The organism is Komagataeibacter intermedius TF2, assembly GCF_000964425.1.
In the GTDB taxonomy this organism is placed as follows: domain Bacteria; phylum Pseudomonadota; class Alphaproteobacteria; order Acetobacterales; family Acetobacteraceae; genus Komagataeibacter; species Komagataeibacter intermedius.
This window is the reverse complement of the sequence record NZ_BANF01000642.1, coordinates 1-404: the sequence shown is the minus strand read 5'-3', so window position 1 is coordinate 404 and position 404 is coordinate 1. Positions and strand designations below refer to the sequence as shown.

Here is a 404-nt window from a genome sequence, read left to right as displayed (position 1 = left end):
AGGAGGCGGCGAATGAGAGTGTCCGGGCTGATGGGGCAACACAGGCGCACGGTCATTCGTGCACCAGCGGAACCGCCCAGGGTATGGGCGATATAATAATGAAGATCGGTAAGACGCGTGGTCTGTCTGCCATGACGCACGGCTATCCCGTCAAGGGGCATCACAAAGGTCCGACGTGGACAGACCGCAGCCTGACAGAAAAAGCGTGGTACAGAAACGATCAGCGTGGCCGGACGGCCCTGCCATGGAAGATCCGCAAGTTTTCTCTGATAGAAGCTGTGAATGCGTTGTGTCGGGCACTGACAGTCCGGACACAGTACACTCCGCTTGCGCAGACCGACTTCGATCTCCACTCTGTTGTCCAGTGCAACAACACGACGAACGACGAGGGAACGGGGAAGATC

General features: G+C 57.7%; 1 protein-coding gene. It reads right to left on the bottom strand.

Annotated features, from left to right (window positions below; all coding sequences use genetic code 11):
* Positions 1-404 (bottom strand): transposase family protein (locus B7449_RS18875; protein ID WP_148431433.1); only part of this gene is annotated, 404 nt, incomplete at both ends.